The following is a 24,413-nucleotide window of genomic DNA, read 5'->3' as shown; positions in this document are numbered from 1 at the left end:
GACGCGCCGGGCGGCGGAAAAGGCTCAGGCGTTGACTTCGTACTCCACCAGGACGCGGCGCAGCAGCTTGCCGGTGGGGTTGCGCGGCAGGTCGTCCAGGAAGACCACCTCGCGCGGCACCTTGTACCTGGCGAGGTTGTTCTTCACGTACGCCTTGATCTCCTCGGCGTCCGGGTTCTGCCCCGGCTCCGGGACGACGAAGGCGCGCAGCCGCTTGCCGAACTCCACGTCGTCCACGCCGACCACCGCGACGTCGAAGATGTCCGGCCGCTCCAGCAGCAGGTTCTCCACCTCCTGCGGGAAGACGTTCTCGCCGCCGGAGACGATCATGTCGTCGTCGCGGCCGTCCACCATGAGCAGGCCGTGCTCGTCGAAGTGCCCGACATCGCCGCTGGACATGAAGCCGTCGATGATCTGCTTGTGGCGGCCGTCGGTGTAGCCCTCGAACGGCGCGCCGCTGCGGATGAAGATGCGCGCGGTGGTGTTCTTCGCGCTCACCTGCTTGTCCTCGTCGTCGTAGAGCCGCACCTCGCAGGTGATCGGCGGGCGGCCGACGGTGCCGGGCGCGAGCGCCAGCTCGTCCGGCTGGGCGACGGTGGCGACGGCGCACTCGGTGGAGCCGTACAGGTTGTAGAGCACCGGGCCGAACACCTCGGTGGCCTTCACACACAGCTCCGGCGAGAGCGCGGAGCCGGCCAGCACGATGCCGGTGAGCGCGGAGAGGTCGTACTTCGCGCGCACCTCGGCGGGCAGCTCGGCCATGCGGTGCAGCATGGTCGGCACCGCGACCAGCATGTTCGCCTTGTTGTCCGAGATCGCCTTCAGCGTGCCCTCGGCGTCGAACCGGCGCCGCACGACGATCTTGTTCGACAGCGCGGTGCCGACCAGCCAGGTGGCGAGGCCGGTGCTGTGGAAGATCGGCGAGACGATCACCATGGTGCCGCGCTGCACGAACGGCAGCCGGTCGACGATCTGCGCGGTCGCCAGCGGCGAGACCTTGGTGCGCGGCGCGCCCTTCGGCAGCCCGGTGGTGCCGCTGGTCAGGATGATGAAGCCGCCGGGGCGCGGGGGCGCCGGGAGCGGCTCGGCGGAGTTCGCGGCGACCAGGTCGTCCAGGGTCTGCGCGCCCGCGGGCAGCTCGGTGCCCTCGTCCACCCAGGTCAGGTAGCGCGGCAGCTCCGGGGGGAGCGCGTCGAGCAGGCCGAGGAACTCGCTGTCGTGCAGCACCGCCTTGACCTTCTCGCGCTCGCACACCTCGGCGAACTGCGGCTTGGCGAAACCGGTGTTCATCAGCGCGATCCGGACACCGAGCTTGCCCGCCGCGATCATCGAGAGCAGCAGGCCGCGGTGGTCACGGGCCAGCACCGCGATCACGGTGCCCGGGGTGATGCCCGCCGCCTCCAGGCCGCGCGCGACCGCGGTGGACTGGTCGTCCAGCTCCCGGTAGGTGAGCTCGCCGCGCTCGTCGACCAGCGCGATCTGGTCGGGCACGATCCGGGCGGAGTGCCGGACCAGGGTTGCCTGCGGACCGTAGATCTGCGACTCCCGCATGGTGCGCAGCGTCTCCACCGGCGCCTTGGGATTGCTGACCCCGTTCTGCCGCAGCACCCCCAGCGCCTTGACGACCTCGAGCGCATGGGCCAACTTCATGGGCGAACACCTCCACAAGCGGGGTTCGCCCTCGTGCCCGAAGCGCGAACCCACCGGACTTCTACGAACGCATACCGTAGCAGTGTGAGTGCGGCAGATCACAGGGAAAGCCGACAAACCGGACCGGCGGTACCTACCAGCGCGTAACCCCGGGTGCCCCCGTGCCCGAGCAGCGGGGGCGGCGGCCGCGTCGGGTCAGTTGTACACCGCTCCGAAGGTCGGCATGAGGACATTGCCGCGCTGGTAGGCGAAGCCGTCCGGGTGCTCCGCGCTCACCGGCATCGGCCAGCGGTGCCAGAGCGAGCCGTAGATGGCGGCGACGACGGTGCCGGCGCCGGTGTTGAGCTTGGCGGTGCGGATGGTGGTGTCCACCGGGATGTCCTGGTGCTCGGTCAGCTGGTTGGTGCCGCTCTCGCCGGTGGCCAGGTTGAGCCAGACCACCTCGAGCCTGGCGTCGTTCTGGTTCGGCGCGATGGTCCCCGGCCCGCCGAAGAAGGCGAAGCGGAAGCCGTCGTAGCCGAAGGCGATGCCGTTGCCGTAGAGGCTGCCGCCGTCGCCGCGCCCGATATCGGACTGCGCGGGCACCTGGAACGGCTGCGCGGGCAGCGCCACCTCGCCGGCCTTCGCGATCGCCGCGGTGTCGGCGAGCAGCCGGTCGAGCGCCGCGACGGCGTCCGGATTGCCCGTCGCCACCGCGCGCAGCCGCTGCGCGGCGGCGATCGGATCGATCACCGGCGTCGCCTCGGGCGCGGAGGCCACAGGCCCCGCGAGCGTGAACGCGCCTGCCGCGAGCGCGGCGACGGCGAGGGTGAGACGACGCAGTGAACCCACTCGATGCATACCCAGTTCTCCTCGAAGAGTCGTGGTAACGCTGGTTGGTCTAGCGCAGATCGACCTTCGCGCCGGCGGACGACTGCGAGTCGTGCACCTCCAGCACCGCGGGAACGGTGCCGACCGGGACGTCGAAGGCGACCTTCACCGTAACGGTGTCACCGGCCTGCACCGCGGAACTCGGGATCGCGGCGGCGGGGAATTCCCGGCCGAGGTCGTCGACGAGCGTCTGGTCGCAGCCCGCGCAGGAGCGCGGCCGGTCGCCGGTGTTCCGCACCACCACGGTGAGCACCCGGTACTCGCCGGTCGCGGTGGCCGGGCCGAGCGATTTCACCGGCGGCTCGATCTCGGTGACCTGGAAGGCCAGCGCCGCGTCCCGCACCTCGGCGGTGGGCAGCGGGGCCGGGTCGGTCGCCATCCTGGCGACGGTGAAGGCCCCGCCCCAGAGCAGCAGAATCCCGCCGATGATCGCGAGCGGCACCGCGAGCGCGCCGGAGCGGGCCGGACGGGCCCGGAAGCCGGGCGGTGCCGTCGTGAAGCCGGGCGGCAGCTCGTCGCTGATCGGCCGCGCCGCCCCCGCGGTGTGGTTGCCCTCTGATCGCCGATGCCACGGCAATCCGTGACTCACGGTGTTCCCCTGCATCATGAGAGTGTGCGTCATCACCCGCGAGAAGGGAATAGTGGGGTCTACGTTGGGACGATAGGGAGCTGGTATCACTCGGTCGAGCACTGTCTGGATATTAGCCAGCATGGCTGGCAAACCAGCGGCGGTGATGCCGAAGTGGTCGATTCCCGGTCGCACGTCCAGTTCGCCGGCGGCGCCGGAGCCGCGAGTTTGCGGCCGAGCCGAATTCCGTTCACCTATCTGGGATTCCACGCGCATACGGCCCTGATTTGTCTCGTCTGGACGGATTTGCCGGAACCGTGAATGATGACCAGGTTCCAGACCTGGAACATGTTTCGACAGAGGGATGAATCGATGAGGGTCATGGGTAAGGTCGGCTTCGCCGTTGCGGCGGGCGCCCTTGCGGTGGGGAGCGTGTTCGGCGCGGGCGCGGCGCATGCCGCCGGGCAGTACGCGGCGATCGCGGTGAGCAACAGCTCGCTGTACTACGGGGTCAGCGTCGACCTCGCGAACTTCGACGAGGCCAACAGCGTCGCGCTCGACCAGTGCGGCGTCGCCGACTGCGAGGTCCTCGCGGCCTGGGCGAACGGCTGCGGCGCGCTGGTCGCCAGCGACGACGGCTACGCGGCGACCTCCGGCCCGAACCGGGCCGAGGCCGAGCGCGCCGCCTACGAGCTGATCGCGCAGATCACCCCGACGGCGGTGCTCGCCACCACCGGCTCGGCCCAGCTGAGCGGCGCGCACATCGTCGACGTGGTCTGCACCGCCAACGCCCGCTGAGCGCGCGGGCCGGGATCGGGGGTCCCGGCCCCGCACGCGAACCGGCCCGGACCAGTACTGGTCCGGGCCGGTTTCGTCGGTCCGTCGACTACTTCAGCTGGGTGCTGGTGAGCCCGAGCACCCGGCGCGCCACGATCAGCTGCTGGATCTGCTGCGTGCCCTCGAAGATGTCCAGGATCTTGCTGTCCCGGCCCCACTTCTCCAGCAGCAGCCGCTCCGAGTAGCCGATCGCACCGGCCAGCTCGACCGCCTTGAGTGTGATGTCGGTGCCGGTGCGCCCCGCCTTCGCCTTGGACATCGAGGCTTCCAGCGAGTTCGGCTTCTTGTTGTCGGCCATCCAGGCGGCGCGCAGCGCGAGCAGGTAGGCGGCCTCGTAGTCGGCCTCCATCCGCAGGAACTCGGCGGCGGCGGCGTGCTGGTTGTTGGCCGGGGCGTCGTAGTCGATCTCGACGCCCGCGTCGGCGAGGATGCCGCGCAGCTCCTCCAGCGCGGCCCGCGCGACACCGATGGCCATGGCGGCGACCAGCGGGCGGGTGTTGTCGAAGGTCTGCATGACCCCCGCGAAGCCCTTCTCCACGTTGACTTCCGGGCTGCCGAGGATGTTGTCCGCCGGGATCCGGCAGTCCTGCAGCAGCAGCACGGCGGTGTCCGATGCCTTGATGCCGAGCTTGTGCTCCAGCCGGGCCACGGAGAGGCCGGGGGCGTCCCGCGGCACGACGAACGACTTGATCGCCGCGCGGCCGAGCGACTTGTCCACCGTCGCCCACACCACGATGTGGGTGGAGCGCTCACCGGCGGTGACGAAGATCTTCTCGCCGTTAAGCACCCACTCGTCGCCGTCGAGCACGGCGGTGGTGGTGACGGCGGCCGAGTCCGAGCCGAAGGACGGCTCGGTGATCGCCATCGAGGCCCACACCTTGCCGAACCGGGACAGCTGGTCGTCGGTGGCGACCGCGGCGATGGCGGCGTTGCCGAGCCCCTGGTAGGGGATCGAGAGCATGAGCCCGACGTCACCCCAGGAGGTCTCCAGCGCGTTCAGCAGCGCCGACATGTTGCCGCCGTTGGTATTGCCGAGCAGCTCGGTGGCGTGGCCGTTCTCGTCCGAGCGGCCGCCCGCGGCGCCGCCGATCTTCTGCGTGCCGGAGTCGTTGAGCCCCTCCACCATGGCGGCCATGGTGTCCAGCTCGACCGGGTATTCGTGCTCGGCGAGGTCGTACTTGCGCGAGATGGGGCGGAAGATGTGCGCGGCCACCTGGTGCGCCTGGTTCGCGCTGGCCCGCAGCTTCTTCGGGAGTTCGAGGTTGATCATTGTTCAGCTCTCCTGGAGAAAAAGTCAGATGAGGACGACGCCCTCGGCGAGGCCGATGGCCCGCAGATCGCGGTACCAGCGCTCGACCGGGTGCTCCTTGGTGAAACCGTGGCCGCCGAGCAGCTGCACGCCGTCCAGGCCGATCTGCATGCCCTTGTCCGAGGCCAGCTTGCGGGCGAGCGCGGCCTCGCGGCCGAAGGAGAGCCCCTGCTCGGCGCGGGAGGCGCCGCGCAGCGTGACCAGCCGCAGCCCGTCCAGCTCGATCGCGATGTTGGCGACCATGAAGGCCACCGCCTGCCGGTGCGAGACCGGCTCGCCGAATGCCTCGCGCTCGTTCACGTACGGGATGACGTAGTCGAGCACGGCGCGGCCGGTGCCCGCCGCCAGCGAGGCCCAGCCGAGCCGGGCCAGCCGCACCGCGTCGGCGTACTCGGCGGCGCGGGTGGCGGCGTCACCGTCGCCGAGGATCGCCTCGGTGCTCACCGCGACGTCGTCCAGGATCAGCCTGCCGAGGCCACCGGCGCGCAGCCCCATGCTGGGGTCGGCCTCGACGACCAGCCCCTTGCTGTCCGACTCCACCAGGAAGAGCGCGGGACGCCCGTCCAGCTCGGCGGCGATCACGAACAGCTCGGCCTCCGCCGCGGCAGGGACCAGGCTCTTCACGCCGGTCAGCCGGTAGCCGCTGGGCGAGCGGACCGCCTTGGTCTGCAGCGCGAAGGGATCGAAGAGCGCGCGCGGCTCGGAGATCACGACCGACGACTGCGGCACGTTCTCGCCGGTGTAGGCGGGCAGGTAGGTCTTCTGCTGCGCGTCGGTGCCCCACTGCGAGAGCGCGACCGCGACCCCGCTGGGTGCCAGGATCGGCAGCGCCAGCCCCATGTCGCCGTGCGCCAGCGCCTCCGCGACCAGCGCGTTGGTCACCGCGCCGCGCTCACTGGCCGCGCCGTCGAGCTCCTCCGGCACGTTGATCAGGGTGATGCCGAGCTCGGCGGCGCGCTCCAGCAGGTCCTTGGGCGCGGCGGCGGCGTGATCGGCGGCGTGCGCGGCCGGGCGCAGGATCTCGGCCGCGAATTCCTTGACCGTGTCGACGATCATCTTCTGGTCGTCCGACGGGGTCAGGTCGAAGTACCCCTTGGCCTTGGACTCGTTGTCCGGCAGCCGCTTCGGCGCGCCGTTGCCCGCCACCTTGCCGAAGGCGCGGGTCGCGGCGCCGAGGGTGCGGAATCCGGTCCTCGTCCCCTCGTAGGTGGCCCGCTCGAGCGGCTTGCGCAGGTTGTACTTCTCGGCGAGCTCCGAGCCGGTGATGGTGGTCATCACCCGCATGGCCGCGCCCATCCAGTCCCGCTTGGGCTGGTGCAGGCCGACGGCGGAGTCCTCGCTCCGGCCGGACTCCGGACGTCGCTTCGTCGCGCTGTCTCGCGTGCTCATCATCACCTGTTTTTCTCGAGGGTGGGGGTGAGATCTGGTCCCAGCTATCTTACTCCTGAGTAAGACTACCTTACTGCAGAGTAAGAAGTGCGTCGAGAGCCTTGTGACCGGGGCCGGGCGCCAGTGTCCGCCGGGCCGCCGTGAGCGCGCCATCGCAGGCGTCGAGGGGTCCGTTTCGATCAAACGGTGAGTATCAGGTGAGTCGCTGGAGCACCGTGTCGTGCAGCAGGCGGTTGCTCGCCACCGCATCGCCACCGTGTGGGCCGGGGTCGCCGTTCAGCGCGGTGAAGCGGCCGCCCGCCTCGCGGATCAGGATGTCCAGCGGGGCGAGGTCCCACAGGGAGACCTCCGGCTCGGTGGCGACATCCACCGCGCCCTCCGCGACCAGGCAGTATCCGAAGAAGTCGCCGTAGCCGCGGACCCGCCAGACATCGTCGGTGAGTGCCAGGAAGTTCTCCCGCAGTCCGCGCTCGCGCCAGCCGGAGAGGCTGGAGAAGGCCAGGCTGGCGTCCGCGAGCCCGCCCACCTTCGACACCGTGATCGGCTGCGGGGCTTCGTCGTGGAATCGGGTCCAGGCGCCGGAGCCATCGGCCGCCCACCACCTGCGGGCCAGCGCGGGCGCGCTGACCGCGCCGACGACCGGCACCCCGTTCTCGAGCAGTGCGATGAGCGTGGCCCAGACCGGGACGCCGCGCACGAAGTTCTTGGTGCCGTCGATGGGGTCGATCACCCACTGCCTGCCGTCGAACTCGGCCTCGCCGCCGAACTCCTCGCCGAGCACCGCGTCGGCCGGGCGCCGCTCCGTCAGCAGCCTGCGCAGCTCCTGCTCCACCGCGAGGTCGGCGTCGGAGACCGGGGTGAGGTCAGGCTTGGCGTCGACCCGCAGGTCGAGTGCGCCGAAGCGGGCGGCGGTGATGGCGTCGGCGGCGTCCGCCAGGGTGAGCGCGAGGGTGAGGTCATCGGTGTAGGCAGCCACGGGTCGACCCTATCGAGTTCAGCCGATGCCGCGGCCGGTGAGCGTCCGGGCCGGTGGCAGCGCGGTTCCCCGGCTCGAAGCTGGGCCGAATCCTCCGGGCGCGGGGAGGGGTCGACTCGATCAGCGAGGTGGCGTGCCTGCCGTGGCGGCCGGACGCCGCTCTTCCGCGATCCGGGTGTACCGCTCGAACCACGGCAGCGGTTCGGGCCCGACGAGGACGCGCACCGCGGCGGGCGCCACGCGCGCTTCGTAGCGGCCGTGCACGGCGACCGCGAGCTCGCCGTCGTGTTCGAACGTCAGCGGTGCTCCGTCGGTGCGAGTGAGCACGAAGTGGGTGCCGCGGACACCGCGACCCAGCCGGAGCCGCCCGGGCGGCGGTCTCCGCGGCGGTGGCCGGGCCGAACCGGGGGCGTGACGCCCGCGCTCGGCTCAGGCGGGGAGCACGGTGGCGGGCAGCAGGTCAAGGACGGTCGCCAGCACCTCAGGCTGACCTGTCAGCCGGACCCGCTCGGCGAGCGCGGCGCGGTCGATCGGCCGGGTCACGAGCTCCGCCAGCGTGCGCAGATCGGTCGTGACGGTCGCGTCCGCGCGGCCCGCGGCGCCGGGAGTCACGGCTGCCGTGCCGTCGTCGAGGGTCAGGTGCGCCGACGAGCCGTCGATGTGGAACTGGATCACCAGCCGCAGGCCGGTGAGCGCCGCCGGGTCGAGGGTGGCGGCGAGGAAGACCAGGGCCCACTCGGCCCGGTAGGTCTCCTCCGGGTGGCGCGGCTCGTCGAGCCGGTGCGCCAGGCCCCACAGCGCGAGCGGCACCATCGCCGCCGCGAGTTCCCTTCCGGCGGAGGACAGTTCGTAGACCTGCGAAGCCGCGGGTGGCGGCAACTGGGTGCGGGTGACGAGGCCGTCCTCGTCGAGCTGTCGCATCCGGGCCGCCAGCACGCTGGTGCCGATCCCATCCAGCGCGCTCGCGAGATCGGAGTAGCGCTTGGCCCCCGACATCAGCTCGCGCACGATCAGCAGCGTCCACCGCTCGCCGACGAGATCGAGGGTGCGGGAAAGCCCGCAGTACTGGTTGTAGGAGCGCCGCGTCACGCCCGCCTCCTGCTCTTGAAAAAGAAGCTTGTACTTCGAAAACTTATGTTACGGTCGAGTGCACGTAACCGCAACGAGCGGAGGGCGGCATGACCACATCGAAGAGCGATGCCGAAATCCCTGCACTGCAGGCTCTGTCGGCCGATATCGACGCCGAGGTCCGGCATCGGTTCGCCGTGATCGACGGGCTGCGCATGCACTGGGCCGAAGCGGGCAGCGGGGAGCCGGTGATCCTGCTGCACGGGTGGCCGCAGCACTGGTGGGAGTGGCGGCACCTGATCGGCCCGCTGTCCAGGCACTACCGGGTCATCTGCCCCGACCTGCGCGGGCTCGGCTGGTCCGAGGGCGACGGCACCGGGCACGACTTCGACCGGATGGCGCTCGATCTGCGGGATCTGCTCGACCACCTCGGGCTCGGGCAGGTGCGGATCGTCGGCCGGGACTGGGGACTGGTGGTCGGCTACCGCACGGTGCTGGACCGGCCCGAGCGGGTGCACCGCTTCGTCGCGATCGCGGGGGTGCACCCGTGGACGGGCCAGCGGCCCAGCTTGCCGGTCTTTCTGCGGCCGTGGCACATCTACCTGCTTGCCGCCGCCGGCGGGTCGGCGGCGCTGCAGGAGCGGATGGTTCGGCGCAGTCTGCGGGCATGGCGGCATCGTGGGGCGTTCGACGAGCGCGAGGCCGAGATCTACGCCGAGCGGATGCGGAGGCCGGCCGCGCGAGCGGCGACGGTGGCATTCAACCGCGCGGTGCTGGTCCGCGAGGTTCCACACTTCCTGCGGCACTCCCGCACCATGCGCACGACCGTGCCGATCCTGCACCTCAACGGGGGCGACGATCCGCTCTCCGACGGCGTGCCCACCTGCTTCGGCGACCACGCGGCCAACATGCGGCTGGAGCGGATACCGGACTGCGGCCACTTCGTCTCCGAGGAGCAGCCGCGGTGGCTGGTCGAGCGGGTGTCGGCCTTCTTCCGGTGAGATCGTCGGGGTAGGCAGCGGCTTCGCTCGTCAGGTAGTCGCGGGTGAGAGCGCCGGTCCCCGCCGTGACCGATCCTGTCGGCCCGCTGCCAGTGCACTCGACCACCAGTGCACCTGGTCCAGCAGTTCCCTCGCCGCCGCGGCGGGCTCCTCCGGCTCGCGCAGCGCGCCGTTCTCGTCGAAGAGCAGGTAGTAGCGGGGGAACGAGACATAGTCGCGGACGGTGTGCGCGTTCAGCTCGGTGAAGACCTGCCGCAGGTGCTCGATGGCGAGCAGACCGCCGGACGCCCCGCTGTAGCCGACGAAGCCGATGGCCTTGTGCTCCCACGGGGTGAAGTGCCAGTCGATGGCGGCCTTGAGCGCGGCCGGGTAACTGCGGTTGTAATCCGGGGTGACGATCACGAAGGCGTCGGCTCTGTCGAGGGCTTCGGTGAGCCCGCGCATTCCCTCGGGGCGTTCGGGGTTCGGGTCCAGTCGCGGTGAGACGGCGGGGAGCCCGACCGGGAGTTCGTGGTCGGCCAGGTCGATCACGTCCACGGTGAATCTGCCGTCCTTCTCGGCGATCTCGGTGAACCAGCGTGCGACGGTCGGGCCGAAGCGGCCGTCGCGGACGCTGCCGATGACGACGGCGAGACGCAGGGTGCTCATAGGTGTTCCTCCTCGGAAGTTCGATCACCTCCGAGCCTCGGCCGGTTCGGTGTGCCGGGGGAGACCGCCGTGAGGGTGGTAGTCCCACGGCCACCCTCGGGGACTTCCCGCGCCGTACCGTCGAGGAATGAACGAGCTCGGCCTCTTCCTGCGCAGCCGCCGCGAGGCGGTCACCCCCGCCCGCGTCGGGCTGCCCGCGGGCCCGCGGCGCCGCACGCCCGGCCTGCGCCGGGCGGAAGTCGCCACCCTCGCCGGGGTCAGCGTCGAATACCTGGTCCGGCTCGAGCAAGGCCGCGACCGGCACCCGTCCCCGGCGGTGCTCGCCGCCCTCGCCGACGTCCTCCTGCTGACGCCGAGCGAGCGCATCCACCTGCACCGCCTGGCCAAGGGGGCCGAGCCCGGCTTCACCTGCATGGGCGCCACGGGCCCGGCCCGCACCGTTCGCGCTCCGGTCCGCGCCATTCTCGACCACCTGGAACCGGCGGCCGCGGTGGTCGTGAACCGCATCGGCGACGTCATCGCCCACACCGAGGGCTACCGCCGGTTGATGGCGCCCACGGGATTGCTCGACGACCCGTCCGCCGCCAACCTCGCGTCGTTCGTCTTCGGCGATCCACGGGCTCGCGACTGCTACCCGGACTGGGACCACGTCGCCGACCAGCAGGTCGCCGCCTTGAAACAGGGCCCCTTCCGCAAAGACCCGGCGACCGCGGCCCTCGCCGACGAACTGGAGATCGTCGCCGGCGCGGAGTTCACCCGCCGCGTCGCCGCGGTGCCGAGCCTGCCCGCCGCCACCGGCGTCACCCGGATCGAGCACGCCGAGGCCGGTCCGCTGCGGCTCTCCTACGAAACCCTCGACCTCCCCGCCGACGACGATCAGCGGCTGTTCGTCTATCTCCCGGCCGACGAGGCCACCGCCGCCGCGCTGGCCGCGCTCGCGGGCCGGCACCGCGCACCGCTACACGCGGTATCGGGTTGAATACGGTCGTCGTCAGGCGCGGGACCACGCACTGAACCCGCGCACCAACTCCGCGTAGAACTGCTCGTCGGGCACCGAACCCGGATTCTTGCCGACGTTGTAGAAGGCCACATTGCGGAAGGTGGCGGAATTCGAGGCATTCAGATTCTTGTAGAAGGCCAGCTTTCCGCGGCCGAATCCGACGAAGATCCAGAACACACCGAGCATGGTCGAGTTCTGCAGCAGGGTACGGACGGCGGCCTTGTCGCTGGGTTCGTCGCTGACCTGCACGATGACCAGAGCGGGGTCTGTGGCGCCGGATTCCTGGTAATGGTCGAGCACGCAGCGCATCGCGGCGTCGACCCGGCCGCCCCAGCCCCAGTCGACCTGGGTGTGCAACTGCCCGATCCTGCCGCGATAGTTCTCCAGACCGAGGTCCTCGATGAAAGGCTCGCGTTTACCGGAGAAGACCACCGGAACCGTGCCGTCGTCATCGAGGTTCGCCGCCAAGGCGAGAATTCGCTCGGCGAAAGCTTGGACGGTGAAGGACTCGTACAGCTCCCGGATGGCATAGCTGTGATCGAGAACGAGATAGACAGCCGCGCGCCGGTTCCCCATGCCCGCATCGGTCAGCGCTCTGTTCGCTTCGCTGACGACGGGCAGCAGCGCGGGCGCCCGGTCGCCGATCTTCGCCAGCTCGGGACTCGGCGCCGCTCCCGTCGTGGACTGCCCCGAATCCTCATCCGCCTCGATATCGACGCCGTAGTCGGTCGCCAGCCCGCCGAGCCCGGTGGCATATCCCTGGCCGACGGCCCGCATCTTCCAGGCATCGTTGCGCCGATACGCCTCGGCGATGACGACGACCGTTTCCCGATTCGTGAAATCCGGAGCGGCGTACTCGACCGCCCGCCCGCCGTTCTGGGCGACCGTCAGCCGCGGTGCCCGAGTGAAGACAGCTCCCCGGCTCGACGGGTCGACGCTCGCGACGACCACCACGGTGGCCACATCACGAGGAACACGGTCGAAGTCGACGGTCACGGTCGTGCCCGCGATCTCCACACCGTGCCGGCTCGGGTTGTTGTAGAAGACGAGATCGCTGTCGTCCCGCACCTTCCCGCCGGGGCCGAGGAGTAGCGCGGAGACGTCCACCGGAGTCCCATCGGGGGTGACGGCGAAGGAGACGTTCCGGCAGTCGAGGGCGATGTTCTCGCCCTTACGCAACGTGGTGCTCGACATTCGCTTCCTAATTGTTGAGGAGCCGATCGCGGGGTCCCATCCAACCCGCGGGGACCACGCTGCCGACGGCAAACCCCCCGCCCGGTAACGTTGACCCTCGTGCATCCCGACGTCTCCGCAGATCTGGCCGAACTCGACACCACCCTCAAGACGGTGGAGTCGGTGCTCGACGTCGAGGAGCTGCGCCGCCGCATCGACGAGCTCGAGCACCAGGCGTCGGATCCGGACCTGTGGAACGACCAGGACCACGCCCAGCAGGTGACCAGCGAGCTCTCGCACGCGCAGGCCGAGCTGCGCCGGGTCTCCGAGCTGCGGCAGCGGCTGGAGGATCTGCCGGTGCTGTACGAGCTGGCCGAGGAGGAAGAGGGTGAGGCGCAGACCGTCGCCCTGGCCGATGCCGATGCCGAGCGCACGTCGCTGCACGCCGACATCGAGGCGATGGAGGTGCGCACGCTGCTCTCCGGCGAGTACGACAAGCGCGACGCGCTGATCAATATCCGCTCCGGCGCGGGTGGCGTGGACGCCGCCGACTGGGCCGAGATGCTCATGCGCATGTACATCCGCTGGGCCGACCGGCACAAGTACGGCGTCGAGGTCTACGACACCTCCTACGCGGAGGAGGCGGGGATCAAGAGCGCCACCTTCGCGGTGAAGGCGCCGTACGCCTACGGCACGCTCTCGGTCGAGATGGGAACGCACCGGCTGGTGCGGATCAGCCCGTTCGACAACCAGGGGCGGAGGCAGACGTCGTTCGCCGAGGTCGAGGTACTCCCGGTGGTGGAGACCACCGACCACATCGAGATCCCGGAGGGTGACATCCGGGTGGACGTGTACCGCTCCTCCGGCCCCGGCGGGCAGAGCGTCAACACCACCGACTCGGCGGTGCGGCTCACGCACATCCCCACCGGCATCGTGGTGACCTGCCAGAACGAGAAGTCGCAGCTGCAGAACAAGATTTCGGCCATGCGCGTGCTGCAGGCCAAGCTGCTCGAGCGCAAGCGGCAGGAGGAGCGCGCCGAGATGGACGCGCTCAAGACCAACGAGGGCGCCTCCTGGGGCAATCAGATGCGCTCCTACGTGCTGCACCCCTACCAGATGGTCAAGGACCTGCGCACCAGCTACGAGGTGAACAACCCGAGCGCGGTGCTTGACGGCGAGATCGACGCCTTCATCGAATCCGGCATCCGCTGGCGCATGTCGGACGCGCAGCAGTCCGGGTAGCCTGCTGCCCAACCTTTTTCGGTGTTTTCCGGGCGAGGCGTGGATCGTGGCCGAATCGTTGTAATGTGGTCGGCGTGCGTGTTCCGGACAGCGGTGAATCTCGGAGGTGGTGGCGGTGAACGGGCTCGATACGGCCCTGGCACTGGCGCCCGCGGCGAACACCACCGCCTGGCTACGCTCCAGCGGGCTGGAGATCGTGCTGCTGCTCCTCGGGGCGATGCTGTTCAGCCGGTTCGCCACCTACATCCGGGATCGGGTCACCCGCAAGATCGACGCGGGGTTCCGCAGCAGTGACGCGCTGGTGCGGTCCGAGGCGGCCAAGCACCGGCACGCGCTGGCCCAGGTGGTCACCTGGGTGGTCCTCACCGTCGCCTACGTGCTGGTCGGCATGGAGGTGCTGGGCAGGCTCGGCTTCGCGGTCAGCGGGCTGGTCGCGCCCGCGGCGGTGCTCGGCGCCGCGCTCGGCTTCGGCGCGCAGCGGATCGTGCAGGACATCCTGGCCGGGTTCTTCCTGATCACCGAGCGGCAGTACGGCTTCGGCGACGTGGTGAGCATCTCGGTCACCGGCTCGGCCGAGCAGGCCGAGGGCACGGTCGAGGACGTCACGCTCCGGATCACCACGCTGCGCAACGCGGACGGCGAGGTAATCACGGTGCCGAACGGGCAGATCGTGAAGGTCACCAACCTGTCCAAGGACTGGGCGCGGGCCGCGATCGACGTCCCGGTGTCGGCGAGCGCCGACATCACCCGCGTCAACGAGATCCTGCACGAGGTCGGCACCCGGGCCTACCAGGACAGCAAGCTGCAGCCGCTGCTGCTGGACGAGCCGTCGGTGATGGGCGTCGAGGATCTCACCCGCGATCAGATGAACATCCGCATGGTGGCGCGCACGCTGCCGGGCAAACAATTCGAAGTCGGTCGCGAGCTGCGGGTCCGGGTCGCCGCGGCGTTGCGCCGGGAAGGTATCAGTGAGACCACGTAAGTCCACGGCGATCCTGGTCACCGCCTGGGTGTCCACGTTCGTCCTGTATCTGTTCGTCAAGCCGGCGGAGCCCTCGACCTCGGGCCCGCAGTGGCCGTCGCTGGTCTCGGTGGTGGACAGTGTCCCGCTTCCCACGCCGTAGCGGCGTGCGCGGATCCGGCAGGCGCGCTGGTTACACTGGCTCCCCGTGATCACCATGCGCAACGTCACCAAGTCGTACAAGACGTCGACGCGGCCCGCGCTGGACAACGTCACCGTCGAGATCGGCAAGGGTGAGTTCGTCTTCGTGATCGGCCCCTCCGGCTCCGGCAAGTCGACGTTCATGCAGCTGCTGATCAAGGAGGAGTCGCCGACCTCCGGCGAGATCCGGGTCGCCGACTTCCGGGTGAACCGGTTACCCGGCCGGAAGGTGCCGAAGCTGCGACAGCGCATCGGCTGCGTTTTCCAGGACTTCCGGCTGCTGCAGCAGAAGACGGTGCAGCAGAACGTCGCCTTCGCGCTGGAGGTGATCGGCAAGCGGCGCGAGTTCATCGAGCGGACGGTCCCCGAGGTGCTGGAGATGGTCGGGCTCGGCGGCAAGGCCGACCGGCTGCCGTCCGAGCTCTCCGGCGGCGAGCAGCAGCGCGTCGCCATCGCGCGCGCCTTCGTCAACCGGCCGCTCGTACTGCTCGCCGACGAGCCGACCGGCAACCTCGACCCGGACACCAGCGCCGACATCATGTACCTGCTGGAGCGGATCAACCGCATCGGCACCACCGTGGTGATGGCGACGCACGACAACAACATCGTGGACGCCATGCGCAGGCGCGTGGTCGAACTCGACAACGGCAGGCTGGTCCGCGACGACGCGATCGGCGTCTACGGAGTTGATCGCTGATGCGGCTGAGTTTCCTGTTCGGCGAGGTCTCCGAGGGGCTGCGCCGCAACATCACCATGACCATCGCCATGATCCTGACCACGGCGGTCTCGCTCACCATGCTCGGCGGCGGGCTGCTCGCGGTGCGCATCGCGGACAAGACCGAGCAGTACTTCCTGGACCGGCTGGAGGTGCGGCTCTACCTCACCGAGGAGATCTCGGCCACCGACCCGGACTGCTCGCAGCCGCTCTGCAGCGGCCTCGCGGCCGACCTCAAGGCGACCCCGGGCGTGGTCTCGGTGCAGTTCCTGAACCGGGACGACGCGGTGCGCGAGGCCAAGGAGAAGACCTTCAAGGACCAGCCCGAGCTGGCCCAGTACGTGAGCGAGACCCCGCTGCCCGCCTCGCTGCGGGTGAAGATGACCGACGCCTCGAACTACCCGGCGATCCTGGAGGAGTACAGCCTCCGGCCGGGGGTCGGCACCGTGCGCAACGACAAGGACATCGTCGACCGGCTGGTCAGCCTCTTCGACGGGTTGCGCAACGCCGCCTTCGGGCTCGCGGTGCTGCAGGCGGTCGCGGCGATCATGCTGATCGCCAACATGGTGCAGATCGCGGCCTTCACCCGGCGCACCGAGGTCGGCATCATGCGGCTGGTCGGCGCCACCCGCTGGTACACCCAGCTGCCGTTCCTGCTGGAGGCGGTGGTCGCCGCGCTGGCGGGCTCGCTGCTCGCGGTGATCGGCCTGGCGCTGGCGCGGCCGCTGGTGATCGACAGCGCGCTCGGCGACCTCTTCGACAGCAAGGTCTTCCCGCGGATCACCGGCGAGGACATCGCGACGACGGCGCTGGTGATCGCGCCGGTCGGCATCGTCTTCGCCGCCATCACGGCGTACGCGACGCTGCGTTACTACGTCCGGGAGTGAGCCGGTTCGTCCCCAGCGGCGGACTTGTCCACAGGCGGTCCTGCGCGACTGTGCGCCGTCGCCGCACACTCGTAGGATGGCCGCGTGGATTCACCCGCTGCGACCGCCCAACTCGACCTCGACACCGATGACGCCGCGCACGAAGTGCTACGCCGGGTCTTCGGCTACGGGTCGTTCCGCGGCGAGCAGCACGCCATCGTCTCGCACCTCGTCGGCGGCGGCGATGCGCTCGTCCTGATGCCGACCGGCGGCGGCAAGTCGCTCTGCTACCAGGTGCCCGCGCTGGTGCGGCCGGGCACCGGCGTGGTGGTCTCGCCGCTGATCGCGCTCATGCAGGACCAGGTGGACGCGCTGGCCGCGCTCGGCGTGCAGGCGGGCTTCCTCAACTCCTCGCAGAACCAGGACGAGCGCCGCGAGGTCGAGCGGCGCTACGCCGCCGGCGAGCTCGACCTGCTCTACCTGGCGCCGGAGCGGCTGCGGCTGGAGTCCACCGGCAGGCTGCTCGACCGCGGCAAGATCGCGCTCTTCGCCATCGACGAGGCGCACTGCGTCTCCCAGTGGGGCCACGACTTCCGCCCCGACTACCTGGAACTCTCGGTGCTGCACCAGCGCTGGCCGGACGTCCCGCGCATCGCGCTCACCGCCACCGCCACCGAGAAGACCCGCGAGGAGATCGTCCAGCGGCTCGACCTCGGCACCGCCCGCCGCTTCGTCGCCGGCTTCGACCGCCCCAATATCCAGTACCGGATCGAGCCCAAGAACCGCCCGGACAAGCAGCTGCTCGACTTCGTCAAAGCCGAGCACCCGGGTGACGCGGGCATCGTCTACTGCCTCTCCCGCAACTCGGTCGACAAGACCGCCGCCATGCTGAACCAGAACGGCATCGCGGCGGTGCCCTACCACGCCGGGCTGGACCAGCGGACCCGCGCCGCGAACCAGTCCCGCTTCCTGCGCGAGGACGGGTTGATCGTCGTCGCCACCATCGCCTTCGGCATGGGCATCGACAAACCGGACGTGCGCTTCGTCGCCCACCTCGACCTGCCCAAGTCGGTGGAGGGGTACTACCAGGAGACCGGCCGCGCCGGGCGCGACGGCCTGCCCTCCACCGCGTGGATGGTCTACGGCCTGAGCGACGTGGTGCAGCAGCGCAAGCTGATCGAGGGCTCCGAGGGCGACGCCGCGCACCGCAGGCAGCTGCAGCTGCACCTGGACGCCATGCTCGCGCTCTGCGAGACGGTGAGCTGCCGCCGCACCCGCCTGCTCGCCTACTTCGGCCAGCCCGGCGACGCCTGCGGCAACTGCGACACCTGCCTGACCCCGCCGGAGACCTGGGACGGCACCGTCGCCGCGCAGAAGCTGCTCTCCGCGGTGCTGCGGCTGAAGCGCGAGCGCGGCCAGTCCTACGGCGCCGGGCACATCATCGACATCCTGCTCGGCAAGCAGAACCCCAAGGTGCTGCAGTACGACCACCACGAGCTGAGCGTCTTCGGCATCGGCACCGACCTGCGCGACACCGAGTGGCGCGGCGTCGTCCGGCAGCTGCTGGCCCAGGGGCTGCTCGCGGTACACGGCGACTACGGCGTGCTCTCGATCACCGACGCGGGCAACGAGGTGCTCTTCGATGGCCGCCAGGTGCACATGCGCCGGGAGCCGGAGCGGGCGGCGCGGCCGTCCCGGTCCAGCCGCGGCGCCAAGGCCGCCGTCGCCGACCTGCCCGCCGCCGACGTCCCGGTCTTCGAGCGGCTGCGGCAATGGCGCGCGAGCACCGCCAAGGAGCAGGGCGTCCCCGCCTACGTCGTCTTCCACGACGCCACCCTGCGCGAGATCGCCGCCCGCAAGCCGGGCAGCCTGAGCGAGCTCGGCGCCGTCGGCGGCGTCGGCGACAACAAACTGGCCAAGTACGGCGAGCAGGTGCTCGCCGCGCTCGCCGAGGAGAGCTGATGGCACTGGACAGACGCGGTTTCCTCGCGGGCGCCGCGGTCACGGTGGCCGGCGTTCCGCTGCTCGGGCTGACCCCGGCCCAGGCCGTCACGCCCGAGGTGGCCAAGCACCCGTTCCCCTCCGGTGAATCGGTGCGCGTCCTGGTGACCGGCGACGCGGGTACCGGCACCGCGACCCAGTGGGCGGTGGCCGACGCGGCCCGCGCCGCACACGCCCGCGCCCCCTTCGGCCTCGCGCTCGGCCTCGGCGACAACATCTACGAGCACGGCCCGGACGGACCGGGCGACGTGCAGTTCGCCGACAAGTTCGAGCACCCCAACCACGGCCTCGACTTCCCCTGGCTCATGGTGCTCGGCAACCACGACAACAGCTCAGCCCTGCCCGGCGACGGCGGCTGGCTGCTGCGCGGCAACGACGAGGTGGCCTACCACGCGCTCTCCGCGCGCTGGTGGATGCCGAGCCGGTACTACTCGGTGCGGGTGCCGGAGCAGAACCCCGTCGTCGAGTTCTTCGTACTCGACATCAACCCGGCCGCCGCCTACCTGCCGCCGCTCGACCCGTACTGGTCGGGCACCGGCGTCTTCATGGCCGAGCAGGCCGCCTGGCTGGACCGCGCGCTCGCCGAGTCGCCCGCGCGATGGAAGGTCGCCTGCACGCACCAGCCGTTCTGGAGCAACGGCCCGCACGGCGACGCGGGCCGCTACGAGGGGCTCACCGTCGAGCCGGTGAACGGCGTGCACGTGCGCCGCTTCCTGGACGAGCACGTCCTCGGCCGCTGCCAGCTGCTCTTCTCCGGCCACGACCACACCCTGCAGGTGCTCGAGCCGGGGCCGGGGACGCGCGGCACCGTCCAGCTGGTCAGCGGCGCCGCCGCGAAGACCGCCACCGGCCTGCCCGCCGGCGGGGCAGGCGCGCACCCGGCCCGCTTCGACACCAGGCACCAGCTCGGCTTCATGGTCGCGGAGTTCCGCCGCGGCGGTATCGAATTGGAGGTCGTCACAGTGGATCCCGGCTCCGGCGCGGCTGCGTCCGAATTCCGCGGTGCGCTGGCCTGACACGCCGCGAACACCCGGCGCGGCGCGCCCGCGCCGGTTACCGTGCTCGCATGGCGGACGATGATGATGCGCCCGAGCTCATCGGGGCCGGAGGCGGCGGCGCCGACGCGGGCCCGCGCACCCCGCGCGCGCACGACCCGGTCGAGACGACGTGGCTCGGCACCCGGCGGCCCCCGCCGCCCCGGCTCGGCAGGCCGCGGCTCTCCACCGTGCTGCTCGTGCTCGCCTTCGCGGCCCTGCTGACCACCTACATCATGCTGCGCTGAGCTCGGCCGGGAACAAAAGCGTTGCGCCGCGCCTTTAAGGTTGACGTCATGAAGGAACAGGGGCGCAAGGTCATCGCGACCAACCGCAAGGCGCGGCACAACTACTCGATCCTCGATGTCTACGAGGCCGGGATCGCGCTCGTCGGCACCGAGGTCAAGAGCCTGCGCGAGGGCAAGGCCTCGCTGGTCGACGCCTTCGCCACGGTCGACAACGGCGAGGTCTGGCTGCGCGGGCTGCACATCCCCGAGTTCAGCCACGGCACCTGGACCAACCACTCGCCGCGCCGGGTCCGCAAGCTGCTGCTGCACAAGAAGGAGATCGAGCACCTGGTCGGCAAGTCCCGCGAGGGCAACCAGACCCTGGTCCCGCTCTCCATGTACTTCTCCGACGGCAAGGTGAAGGTCGAGCTGGCGCTGGCCCGCGGCAAGCAGGACTACGACAAGCGCCAGGACCTGGCCAAACGCGACGCCGAGCGCGAGGTGACCCGCCTCCTCGGCAGGCGGATAAAGGGAATGCGCTGACCGCGTAGAATGTTAAGATGACTAGCCCGCAGAGCGCGGGCGCGTACGGGGCTGAACGGTTTCGACTGCGTACGTTGATTCAGGGGAAGCGTGTCGGTGCAGGCAAGAGACCACCGTAAGCGTCGCTGCAACCAATTAAGCGCCGATTCCAATCAGCGCGAGTACGCCCTCGCTGCCTAAGCGATAGCGTCTCTGTCGGCCCAGGGCATGCCCTCGGCTCCGGTGCCGGCATCAGCTAGAGGGCTTACCGTCCGGCTCGGTCGCGGAGTCGTACGGGAGAGCAAACAGCGACTGGGATCGTCATCCCGGCTTGTCCGCGAGACCGGGAGATCCGAGTAGAGATACAGCGGACTGCACACGGAGAAGCCCTGAAGACACGACGGAGGACCCGGGTTCGATTCCCGGCAGCTCCACCACAGCGGTCTTACTCGAACCGGGGTCCTTAAGGACTCCGAGGAGAGTAAGGCCGCTTTTTCCGTTCGGTGCGGGGTGGCCAGTGACCGTGCGTGGGCTGGGGTCACAGAACTGGCGGGTGCCCGCGGTGGCGTGGAGGTCGGCGAAGGGCTGATGAAGCTCGCTGGCTTTGGTGCCATCGATGTTGAGATAGAAGCGTCGGTAGAACGCCTGGTTGAGATGGCGGCGGATTTCGTCGGTGCTGGTTTCGTAGAGCTGGCGGGGGTCGGTGAGCAGGTCGACAGCTCGGTCAAGGATGTCGATGCCGATGGCCAGCTCAACGCTGGTGGCGGTGAGGCTGGTCTCGATACTGGTTCGGTCCTCGCGGATCTTGCGGAGCCGTTCTTTGATCTTGTGCTGAGGCAACGTGCCGTCGGCGGCGAGGTCGAGCAGGCGTTCCTCTTTGGCATCGAGTTCCTTTGACCGGGTGGTGAGGGTGGCGTGCATGGTGCGGACGCTGTGTTGTTCGTCGGCGAGGGCTTCATCGAGCAGCTGCCTGATCTCCTCGGCGAACCTGGCGGGCAGTTGCAGGGTGCTGTAGTGGTCGAGGATGGCTTGTCCGACCATCGCGGCGGGCAGGTGCGGGAGATCGCAGACGGCGTCTTGTCGGCCTCGGCACAGGAAGTAGCCGTAGCGGGTGCCGTTGCGTCCGCGGGCTTCGGTGTAGATCAGGCGTGAAGTTCGCTCGGCGGTGTGGCAGCGGTGGCAGAACAAGTCGCCCTTGAGGCAGTGCTGGAGGACTCGGTCGCGTTGGCCGAGGCGGCTGCGCATGTTTCTGACGTCCTGGACGCGGTCGAACAGGGCTTGGGTGACGATCGGTTCGTGCCGGCCGGGGTAGCGCTGGCCTTCGAAGTCGACCCACCCGGCGTAGTACGGGTCTTGCAGCATCTGATGCAGACGTTTGAAGCTGACGGGGCGTTCGGGGTAGCGCCCGCGGGCGGTGAGGCCGAGGTCGGCCATCGTGGCTTCGAGGCGTTCGAGCCCGTAGTCACCGGTGGCATAGAGCTCGAAGACTCTGCGGACCAGCGGGGCGCGCTGCTCGTCGAGGGTGATGGTGTTGATCTGCTTGCCCTCGTACTCGATGCGGGTGTTGAGGTAGCCGATCCGGGCGAATCCGAGGGTGCCGCCGTTGACGGCCTTGGTGCGCATCTTCTCCTGGATGTCCAAGCCTTGCAGCGTGTTCATCAGGTGATTCATCACATCGAGCATGCCCTCCATCGCCACAGCGTGCGGACCCTCGCCGAAGTCCTCCTTCGCGCTGATGAGGCGCACGCCCATGGTGCTAGCTGGGTCTCGATGATGGCGGCGTCGAAGCGATTGCGGAAGGCACGAGAGCGCATGTAGACGATGACGTAGCGGACCTCGGGATGCTCGGTGAGGTACCTGAGCAATTCCCGGAACACGGGCCGTTTGTCGATGGTCTTGGCTGAGTAGCCGGGCTCGACAAACTCGGTCGCCACCTCGACGCCCATCGAGGCGGCTTTCGCGGTGCCGTGCTTGCGCTGGGTGGCGATGGACAGCCCGTCCGGGTCGATGTCGATGGCGGTATCGAGCTGCTTCTTGGTCGACACACGCAGCAGGAGCACGGCCTTCTCACTGGCGCTGCTCCTGCGCGGCAGGGCTCTGCGGATCATCGGATGCCTCCGGGTTCGTTCGGGTGGGTGGCGGGATGATGGGTACGGGGGAGGTGTGGCGTGAGATCCAGGTCCACAGCACGAGTGGCGTCGCGGCGGGATGTGGATCGGAGCTTCTGACGGCAGAGTTGACGGCTAAGCAGCCGCGTTTCCACGTGCGTTCGCGTGTCTTTGAGGCGTTATCTATAGAGGTCAAGCGCTCACGCAAGGTGTGTCCGGTCGCTCTGAAGAGCCTTGTGTCCCCAGTTCGAGTCTGGGAGGAGCCACCAGCGAAAACGCCTACCCCATCAGGGGTGGGCGTTTCCGCTGGTGAGCTATTGATGCTGATCGACGTGCTTGAATCTGCGGTTTGACGGCTATTTTGACGGCTACGCCCGCCGTTGACGGCGCTCGTAAACAGTCGATCGGGACTGCCGCACGAGTTGGTGACAGAGTCGGTCAGGCAGCCTGAGTGGTTGCCGTGGTCATGATCGCTTCGTACTCGATCGGGGTCAATCTGCCGAGCCGGGCTTGGCGCCGACGACGGTGGTAGGTGCGTTCGATCCAGGTCACGATCGCAATCCGAAGCTCACCACGAGTAACCCATGACCGACGGTCCAGGACGTTCTTCTGCAGCAGGGCGAAGAACGATTCCATCGCGGCGTTGTCCCCGCAGGCACCGACCCGGCCCATCGACCCGGCCATCGCGTGAGCATTCACGGCACGGACGAACTTCCGGGACCGGAATTGCGATCCTCTGTCGCTGTGGACGATGCAGCCGGCGACTGATCACCGGCCGCGCCGCGCCTGGCCGCCGCGGAGGCCAGGGCATCGACCGCGAGGCGAGCCTTCATCCGTGAGTCGATCGAGTAGCCCACGATCCGGTTCGAGAACACGTCCTTGACCTGCGCACAGGTAGAGCTTCCCTTCCCCGGTCGAGTGCTCTGTAATATCTATGAGCCACAACACATTCGGTGCATCCGAGGCGAACTTGCGCGCGACCAGATCGTCGTGCACGGGTGGACCCGACCGGCCGTTCTTGCTGCCGCGTTTCTTGCCGAAACTGCTCCACCACTTGTTCGCCGAGCAGATCCGCCACGCGGTCCGCGCAGCCATCGGCTCACCCGCGGTCGCTGCTTCGTCGGCCAGGAACCGATATCCGAACTCGGGATCGTCGCGGTGAGCATCGAACAAGGCGTTCGCCCGATACGCGCGCCCGAGATCAGCGGCGGTGACCGGCTCGGCCAGCCACCGATAGTAGGGTTGGCGTGCGATCTTCAGGACCCTGCACGTCACCGCGACAGCGATCCCGTCAGCGGCCAGCTCGCGGACGAGCGGGTAGATCATTTTCCCGGCAGGTTCGCCTGCGACAGATACGCCGCAGCTCGGCGCAGGACTTCGTTCTCCTGCTCGAGCAACCTGATCCGTTTACGCGCTTCCCGCAGCTCAGCGTTCTCAGCGGCGGTCGTCCCGGGCGAGATGCCGTCCTCGACGTCAGCGGTCTTCATCCAGCCGGCCAGGCACGATTCGCTGATCCCGAAGTCGGCCGCGATCTGCTTGAGCAGCTGGCCGGGCTCTCGATTGCGAGCGACCCGCACGACGTCGTCGCGGAACTCCTTGGGATAGGGCTTGGGCACGGTGTCCATCCTTCCAGCAGTGCCCCACGGCACCACAGATCAGATGTCACCAACTCGTGCGGCAGTCCCCTTTATCGGATCCCTCGAGTGAGGAGAAGTTTGTGGAGCCATCCTGCATCTTCCGTAGCCGTCGTTACGGGTTCCCACGATCATTACCCCCAGCTGCGGATTGATCGCCACCACCTGTCGTCGTGACGGTGCACCGAGGTGGAATCCAATAGTCCTGGGTCAGTAGAAGCGATACCCTGGTTGTACCGTCTGCTGAGTAGCATGACCATGTCCAATATATACGTGAATCCAGCGCATGAAAGCCTGCTCTATTTGGAGCAGGGAGTGTAGGAGGGGGAGCTTTCGATGGCGGAAGACGCGAAGGTTGAGTGGTGGGTATTCGTTGAGCAGGAGGTCGAGAGCGTACTGATCGAGAACCACAT

The 24,413-nt window shown here is 69.2% G+C and carries 24 protein-coding genes, 1 other RNA gene and 2 pseudogenes; 14 read left to right on the top strand and 13 right to left on the bottom strand.

Annotated features, from left to right (window positions below; genetic code table 11):
• Positions 1 to 24 precede the first annotated feature (24 nt).
• The 3 genes from ACFUJ1_RS31510 to ACFUJ1_RS31500 form a co-directional block, all read right to left on the bottom strand.
• Positions 25 to 1,650, bottom strand: a complete 1,626-nt coding sequence (locus ACFUJ1_RS31510) for an acyl-CoA synthetase (protein WP_378650956.1) — start codon at positions 1,648 to 1,650, stop codon at positions 25 to 27.
• 195 nt (positions 1,651 to 1,845) lie between these two features.
• A complete protein-coding gene (locus tag ACFUJ1_RS31505; protein ID WP_378650955.1) occupies positions 1,846 to 2,490 on the bottom strand; it encodes a hypothetical protein in 645 nt (214 codons plus the stop codon).
• Positions 2,491 to 2,530: 40 nt separating this feature from the next.
• Positions 2,531 to 3,109 carry a DUF4352 domain-containing protein gene (locus ACFUJ1_RS31500; protein ID WP_378650954.1) on the bottom strand — a complete coding sequence of 193 codons (579 nt, stop codon included), beginning with the start codon at positions 3,107 to 3,109 and terminating at the stop codon, positions 2,531 to 2,533.
• A 351-nt stretch (positions 3,110 to 3,460) separates the two neighbouring features.
• On the opposite strand from ACFUJ1_RS31500, the gene ACFUJ1_RS31495 reads away from it, so the two are divergent.
• Positions 3,461 to 3,886, top strand: a complete 426-nt coding sequence (locus ACFUJ1_RS31495) for a DUF4189 domain-containing protein (RefSeq protein ID WP_378650953.1) — start codon at positions 3,461 to 3,463, stop codon at positions 3,884 to 3,886.
• An 88-nt stretch (positions 3,887 to 3,974) separates the two neighbouring features.
• On the opposite strand, the gene ACFUJ1_RS31490 is transcribed toward ACFUJ1_RS31495, so the two are convergent.
• From ACFUJ1_RS31490 to ACFUJ1_RS31470, 5 genes are all read right to left on the bottom strand, one after another.
• Positions 3,975 to 5,195 (bottom strand): acyl-CoA dehydrogenase family protein, encoded by a 1,221-nt coding sequence (locus tag ACFUJ1_RS31490; protein ID WP_378650952.1) that lies wholly within the window; start codon positions 5,193 to 5,195, stop codon positions 3,975 to 3,977.
• Positions 5,196 to 5,219: 24 nt separating this feature from the next.
• On the bottom strand, positions 5,220 to 6,629 hold the full coding sequence (locus tag ACFUJ1_RS31485; protein ID WP_378650951.1) for an acyl-CoA dehydrogenase family protein: 1,410 nt from the start codon (positions 6,627 to 6,629) through the stop codon (positions 5,220 to 5,222).
• A 187-nt stretch (positions 6,630 to 6,816) separates the two neighbouring features.
• Positions 6,817 to 7,599, bottom strand: coding sequence for a histidinol-phosphatase (hisN, locus tag ACFUJ1_RS31480; RefSeq protein ID WP_378650950.1), 783 nt, complete (start codon positions 7,597 to 7,599; stop codon positions 6,817 to 6,819).
• Positions 7,600 to 7,719: 120 nt separating this feature from the next.
• On the bottom strand, positions 7,720 to 7,926 hold the full coding sequence (locus tag ACFUJ1_RS31475) for a hypothetical protein (RefSeq protein WP_378650949.1): 207 nt from the start codon (positions 7,924 to 7,926) through the stop codon (positions 7,720 to 7,722).
• A gap of 102 nt (positions 7,927 to 8,028) precedes the next feature.
• On the bottom strand, positions 8,029 to 8,688 hold the full coding sequence (locus ACFUJ1_RS31470) for a winged helix-turn-helix transcriptional regulator (RefSeq protein WP_378650948.1): 660 nt from the start codon (positions 8,686 to 8,688) through the stop codon (positions 8,029 to 8,031).
• Between the two features lie 89 nt (positions 8,689 to 8,777).
• Between ACFUJ1_RS31470 and ACFUJ1_RS31465 the strand changes: the two genes are divergently transcribed.
• Entirely contained in the window at positions 8,778 to 9,668 is an 891-nt protein-coding gene (locus ACFUJ1_RS31465) for an alpha/beta fold hydrolase (RefSeq protein WP_378650947.1), read from the top strand.
• 30 nt (positions 9,669 to 9,698) lie between these two features.
• On the opposite strand, the gene ACFUJ1_RS31460 is transcribed toward ACFUJ1_RS31465, so the two are convergent.
• Positions 9,699 to 10,316, bottom strand: coding sequence for an NADPH-dependent FMN reductase (locus ACFUJ1_RS31460; RefSeq protein WP_378650946.1), 618 nt, complete (start codon positions 10,314 to 10,316; stop codon positions 9,699 to 9,701).
• 127 nt (positions 10,317 to 10,443) lie between these two features.
• On the opposite strand from ACFUJ1_RS31460, the gene ACFUJ1_RS31455 reads away from it, so the two are divergent.
• Positions 10,444 to 11,295, top strand: coding sequence for a helix-turn-helix domain-containing protein (locus tag ACFUJ1_RS31455; protein ID WP_378650945.1), 852 nt, complete (start codon positions 10,444 to 10,446; stop codon positions 11,293 to 11,295).
• A gap of 12 nt (positions 11,296 to 11,307) precedes the next feature.
• Here the strand turns inward: ACFUJ1_RS31455 and ACFUJ1_RS31450 are convergent, their stop codons facing one another.
• A complete protein-coding gene (locus ACFUJ1_RS31450; protein WP_378650958.1) occupies positions 11,308 to 12,510 on the bottom strand; it encodes a VWA domain-containing protein in 1,203 nt (400 codons plus the stop codon).
• Between the two features lie 99 nt (positions 12,511 to 12,609).
• Here ACFUJ1_RS31450 and prfB point away from each other — a divergent pair, with 99 nt between their 5' ends.
• From prfB to ACFUJ1_RS31395, 11 genes are all read left to right on the top strand, one after another.
• Positions 12,610 to 13,731 carry a peptide chain release factor 2 gene (prfB, locus tag ACFUJ1_RS31445; RefSeq protein WP_378650944.1) on the top strand — a complete coding sequence of 374 codons (1,122 nt, stop codon included), beginning with the start codon at positions 12,610 to 12,612 and terminating at the stop codon, positions 13,729 to 13,731.
• A 115-nt stretch (positions 13,732 to 13,846) separates the two neighbouring features.
• On the top strand, positions 13,847 to 14,713 hold the full coding sequence (locus ACFUJ1_RS31440; protein ID WP_378650943.1) for a mechanosensitive ion channel family protein: 867 nt from the start codon (positions 13,847 to 13,849) through the stop codon (positions 14,711 to 14,713).
• 187 nt (positions 14,714 to 14,900) lie between these two features.
• Positions 14,901 to 15,590, top strand: coding sequence for a cell division ATP-binding protein FtsE (gene ftsE, locus ACFUJ1_RS31435; protein ID WP_233020037.1), 690 nt, complete (start codon positions 14,901 to 14,903; stop codon positions 15,588 to 15,590).
• A complete protein-coding gene (ftsX, locus tag ACFUJ1_RS31430; RefSeq protein ID WP_378650942.1) occupies positions 15,590 to 16,495 on the top strand; it encodes a permease-like cell division protein FtsX in 906 nt (301 codons plus the stop codon). Before ftsE ends, ftsX begins: the two co-directional genes overlap by 1 nt.
• Before the next feature lie 84 nt (positions 16,496 to 16,579).
• Positions 16,580 to 18,436 (top strand): DNA helicase RecQ, encoded by a 1,857-nt coding sequence (gene recQ, locus ACFUJ1_RS31425; protein WP_378650941.1) that lies wholly within the window; start codon positions 16,580 to 16,582, stop codon positions 18,434 to 18,436.
• On the top strand, positions 18,436 to 19,491 hold the full coding sequence (locus tag ACFUJ1_RS31420; RefSeq protein WP_378650940.1) for a metallophosphoesterase: 1,056 nt from the start codon (positions 18,436 to 18,438) through the stop codon (positions 19,489 to 19,491). The genes recQ and ACFUJ1_RS31420 overlap by 1 nt, the downstream gene beginning before the upstream one ends.
• Before the next feature lie 50 nt (positions 19,492 to 19,541).
• Entirely contained in the window at positions 19,542 to 19,757 is a 216-nt protein-coding gene (locus tag ACFUJ1_RS31415; protein ID WP_378650939.1) for a hypothetical protein, read from the top strand.
• A 48-nt stretch (positions 19,758 to 19,805) separates the two neighbouring features.
• Complete coding sequence (gene smpB, locus ACFUJ1_RS31410; RefSeq protein WP_378650938.1) at positions 19,806 to 20,279, top strand: SsrA-binding protein SmpB; 474 nt, start codon at positions 19,806 to 19,808, stop codon at positions 20,277 to 20,279.
• A 47-nt stretch (positions 20,280 to 20,326) separates the two neighbouring features.
• Positions 20,327 to 20,695, top strand: a transfer-messenger RNA (tmRNA) gene (gene ssrA, locus ACFUJ1_RS31405).
• Positions 20,696 to 20,825: 130 nt separating this feature from the next.
• Entirely contained in the window at positions 20,826 to 21,155 is a 330-nt protein-coding gene (locus ACFUJ1_RS31400) for a hypothetical protein (protein WP_378650937.1), read from the top strand.
• Between the two features lie 36 nt (positions 21,156 to 21,191).
• Positions 21,192 to 21,410, top strand: coding sequence for a hypothetical protein (locus tag ACFUJ1_RS31395; RefSeq protein ID WP_378650936.1), 219 nt, complete (start codon positions 21,192 to 21,194; stop codon positions 21,408 to 21,410).
• A 156-nt stretch (positions 21,411 to 21,566) separates the two neighbouring features.
• Here ACFUJ1_RS31395 and ACFUJ1_RS31390 read toward each other — a convergent pair.
• The 3 genes and pseudogenes from ACFUJ1_RS31390 to ACFUJ1_RS31380 all read right to left on the bottom strand — a co-directional run.
• Positions 21,567 to 21,881: pseudogene (locus tag ACFUJ1_RS31390) on the bottom strand (recombinase family protein); the annotation flags it as partial.
• Between the two features lie 47 nt (positions 21,882 to 21,928).
• Positions 21,929 to 22,366: a recombinase family protein gene (locus ACFUJ1_RS31385; protein ID WP_378650935.1), complete on the bottom strand. Its 438-nt coding sequence runs from the start codon at positions 22,364 to 22,366 to the stop codon at positions 21,929 to 21,931.
• Positions 22,367 to 22,804: 438 nt separating this feature from the next.
• Positions 22,805 to 23,982, bottom strand: a pseudogene (locus tag ACFUJ1_RS31380) (IS3 family transposase).
• Positions 23,983 to 24,413: the final 431 nt, after the last annotated feature.

Source organism: Nocardia sp. NPDC057227 (genome assembly GCF_042669725.1).
Taxonomy (GTDB): Bacteria; Actinomycetota; Actinomycetes; order Mycobacteriales; family Mycobacteriaceae; genus Nocardia; species Nocardia asteroides_A.
The sequence above is the reverse complement of the archived record's forward strand: the minus strand, read 5'-3'. Positions and strand labels throughout refer to the sequence as shown.

Excerpts from the sequence above, each read along its gene's own strand:
- ACFUJ1_RS31510 (WP_378650956.1), bottom strand. The coding sequence starts at position 1,650 with ATGAAGTTGGCCCATGCGCTCGAGGTCGTCAAGGCGCTGGGGGTGCTG.
- ACFUJ1_RS31505 (WP_378650955.1), bottom strand. The coding sequence starts at position 2,490 with ATGCATCGAGTGGGTTCACTGCGTCGTCTCACCCTCGCCGTCGCCGCG.
- ACFUJ1_RS31495 (WP_378650953.1), top strand. The coding sequence starts at position 3,461 with ATGAGGGTCATGGGTAAGGTCGGCTTCGCCGTTGCGGCGGGCGCCCTT.
- ACFUJ1_RS31490 (WP_378650952.1), bottom strand. The coding sequence starts at position 5,195 with ATGATCAACCTCGAACTCCCGAAGAAGCTGCGGGCCAGCGCGAACCAG.
- ACFUJ1_RS31465 (WP_378650947.1), top strand. The coding sequence starts at position 8,778 with ATGACCACATCGAAGAGCGATGCCGAAATCCCTGCACTGCAGGCTCTG.
- ACFUJ1_RS31460 (WP_378650946.1), bottom strand. The coding sequence starts at position 10,316 with ATGAGCACCCTGCGTCTCGCCGTCGTCATCGGCAGCGTCCGCGACGGC.
- ACFUJ1_RS31455 (WP_378650945.1), top strand. The coding sequence starts at position 10,444 with ATGAACGAGCTCGGCCTCTTCCTGCGCAGCCGCCGCGAGGCGGTCACC.
- ACFUJ1_RS31450 (WP_378650958.1), bottom strand. The coding sequence starts at position 12,510 with ATGTCGAGCACCACGTTGCGTAAGGGCGAGAACATCGCCCTCGACTGC.
- ftsX (WP_378650942.1), top strand. The coding sequence starts at position 15,590 with ATGCGGCTGAGTTTCCTGTTCGGCGAGGTCTCCGAGGGGCTGCGCCGC.
- ACFUJ1_RS31420 (WP_378650940.1), top strand. The coding sequence starts at position 18,436 with ATGGCACTGGACAGACGCGGTTTCCTCGCGGGCGCCGCGGTCACGGTG.
- ACFUJ1_RS31415 (WP_378650939.1), top strand. The coding sequence starts at position 19,542 with ATGGCGGACGATGATGATGCGCCCGAGCTCATCGGGGCCGGAGGCGGC.
- smpB (WP_378650938.1), top strand. The coding sequence starts at position 19,806 with ATGAAGGAACAGGGGCGCAAGGTCATCGCGACCAACCGCAAGGCGCGG.
- ACFUJ1_RS31385 (WP_378650935.1), bottom strand. The coding sequence starts at position 22,366 with ATGATCCGCAGAGCCCTGCCGCGCAGGAGCAGCGCCAGTGAGAAGGCC.